General features: G+C 74.5%; 2 protein-coding genes and 1 pseudogene. 2 read left to right on the top strand and 1 reads right to left on the bottom strand.

Going from position 1 to position 2,636, the window contains the following annotated elements:
* Nucleotides 1-574: pseudogene (locus ABT093_RS40820) on the bottom strand (hypothetical protein); the annotation flags it as partial.
* Between the two features lie 110 nt (nt 575-684).
* On the opposite strand from ABT093_RS40820, the gene ABT093_RS40825 reads away from it, so the two are divergent.
* Both ABT093_RS40825 and ABT093_RS40830 read left to right on the top strand, forming a co-directional pair.
* The gene (locus ABT093_RS40825) at nt 685-1,299 is read left to right on the top strand and encodes a TetR/AcrR family transcriptional regulator (protein ID WP_350572576.1); all 615 of its coding nucleotides are present in this window, start codon (nt 685-687) and stop codon (nt 1,297-1,299) included.
* A 169-nt stretch (nt 1,300-1,468) separates the two neighbouring features.
* Complete coding sequence (locus ABT093_RS40830) at nt 1,469-2,542, top strand: SDR family oxidoreductase (protein ID WP_350572577.1); 1,074 nt, start codon at nt 1,469-1,471, stop codon at nt 2,540-2,542.
* Nucleotides 2,543-2,636 lie beyond the last annotated feature (94 nt).

The raw sequence follows: 2,636 nt of genomic DNA on the forward strand, positions 1-2,636 counted from the left end.
CGTTGGCGGCGGTGGTGCCCGAGCGCATGGTGGCGATCGACCACGGGGTGGCGCCGCTCGCCGGGACGTCCAGGCCGAGGGCCGTCCAGCGGGCGCTGTCGACGACGGTCTCGAAGCGGGCGGTCACCTCGATGCGGAAGTCGGTGAGGTGGCGGCCGAAGGTGATGCGGGTCTGCTGGTTCCAGTCGGTGGAGGCGCCGACGAGGCGGCCGTTCTCGACCTTCCAGGGGCCCTCGACGGCGGTCCAACCGGCGGGGAGACCGGGGCCGTTGAAGGCCTCGTCGACGACGACCTCGCCGGGCGCGGGGGCTGCTGCGGCTGCGGTTGTGGCTGCGGCGGGGGTGGGGGTGGGGGTGGGGGTGAGCGCGGGGGCGGCGGCAGGTGCGGAGGCGGCGTGCGGGGTGGCCAGCGCGATGGTGGTGACGCCCAGCGCGGACGCGAGGAGGGCGGCGAGCAGGCCGGTACGACCGGGGCGACGGGCTGAGCGACGACCGGGGCGACGACCGGAGTCGTCGTGCTGTGCGGCAGGGCCGCCGTGCTGCGGGCCGGGGGTCGACGGGTGACTCGTTGTCATGCGCGGAACGGTAGGCGATCAAGCCCTCGGCCCGAAACCAGCAGCCCGTCAACCATGCCCGCTCGAAAGCCTGTCGACAGGAATATGCAGACCGGTCTACTGTTTTCCGCATGGGAGTCAAAGGCGAGGAGACCCGCGCCCGGCTGATCGCCGGTACCCGGAGCCTGATCGAAGCAAACGGCTACTTCGGCACCGGCCTCAACCAGGTCGTGGCGGAGAGCGGCGCGCCCCGCGGGTCGCTGTACTTCCACTTCCCCGAGGGCAAGGACCAGTTGGTCGCGGCCGCGCTCACCCAGGCCGGCCAGGAGGTCGAGGACCTGCTCGCCTCGCTCGCCCGCGAGGGCGCCGACACGGCGAGCGTGCTCACCGCCCTCGCCCAGGCCTTCGCCGACCGCCTCACGCAGTCCGGCTTCACCAAGGGCTGCCCGATCGCAACCGTCGCCCTGGAGGTCGCGGGCGGCAACGAGGGTCTGCGCCAGGTCTGCACGGAGGTGTACGCGGGCTGGCAGCGGGTGCTCGCGCAGCGCCTGACGGCCGAGGGCTTCGCACCCGCCGAGGCGGACGTCGCCGCCGGACAGGCGCTCGCCCTGCTGGAGGGCGCGGTCCTGCTCGCGCAGGTGCGCCGCTCCGTGGAACCGCTGCTCGACGCCGCCCACGCCGTGCGCCACCTGATCACCGCGGACGTCGCGGCGAAGGCGAACCGGGCACCGCAGCCCACCCGCTGAGCTCGGGGCGAGCGGGCGCCGGCCGGTCCGGCGCCCGCTCGCCCGTCTGTCCGCCCAAAAAATATGCAGACCGGTCTACTGATTTCCCTGTCGACCGGCCCGCCACCACTCCGCTCCACCCTTCCGCGCCAAAAAAATATGCAGACCGGTCTACAGAATCGGAGCCTCCATGAGTACGAGCACCGCACCCCATCCGCCGACCACCCTGGTCCTGGGCGCCACCGGCTTCCTCGGACGCTGGCTGGTCCTCGAACTCCTCGGCCGCGGCGAACCGACCGCCGCCGCCGTCCGCCCCGGCACCGGCCGCGACCGCGAACTCCGCCGCTGGCTGCGCGCCCACGGCGCCGACGACCGCCCGCTCACCACCGTCGCCGCCGACCTCACCCGCCCCGGACTCGGGCTCGCCCCCGGGGACGACGCCCGCCTCGCCGAGGTCCGCGACGTCCACAACCTCGCCGCCCGCTTCGCCTTCGGTCTCGACCGCGCCACGGCGCACGCCGCCAACGTCGACGGCGCGCTCACCGCCCTGCACTGGGCCGCCGCCCGGCCGCGGCTGCGCAGGCTGGTCCACGTCTCCGGGTACCGCGTCGGCCGGGACCCCGCACCCCGCCACCCGCTCCCGCCCGCCGAGACCTCCGCCCTCTACGCCCGGCTCGGCGCGTACGAGGCCTCCAAGCACCTCGGCGACGCCGCAGTCCGGGTGACCGCCGGCCGGCTCGGCGTCCCGCTCACGACGGTCAACCCGAGCAGCGTCATCGGCCACTCGGTCACCGGCGAGTCCGGCCAGTACCTGGGCCTGGCCGAACTGGTCCGCCAACTCTGGTCCGGCCGCCTGCCGTTGCTGCCCGGCACGGCCCGCACCTTCGTCCCGGTGGTCGCGATCGACCATCTGGCCCGGTTCCTGGCGGCCGTCCCGGACCACGACACCGGACCGGCCCACGCCCACACCGTCCTCGACCCGGACACCCCGCCCCTTCCCCGCCTCATCGCCCTGCTCGCCGACCACCTGGGCGTGCGCGCACCCCGGGGGCGAGTACCCGTCGGCCTCGTCCGCCGGCTGCCGCGCGCCCTCACCGGCGCCGACCCGGAGACCCTCACCTTCCTCTCCGAGGACCGCTACGACACCACCTCCGCCGACCGCCTGGCCCAGGCCGCCGGCCTCCACCACCCGCCCGTGGCCGACCTGCTGCGCCGGTGGGCCACCCGCCTGGTCGAGGACGACTTCGGCGCGACCGCCCGCTAGGAGCTGTTCAAGGTTCGGATCATGTGGCTGGGGTCAGAGACTTCAGCCACATGATCGATCCGCGGAGGTGCAGGCCTGCCGCGTAGCTCTCCGG

The sequence above is a fragment of the Kitasatospora sp. NPDC002551 genome (assembly GCF_040296005.1).
Classification (GTDB): Bacteria; Actinomycetota; Actinomycetes; order Streptomycetales; family Streptomycetaceae; genus Kitasatospora.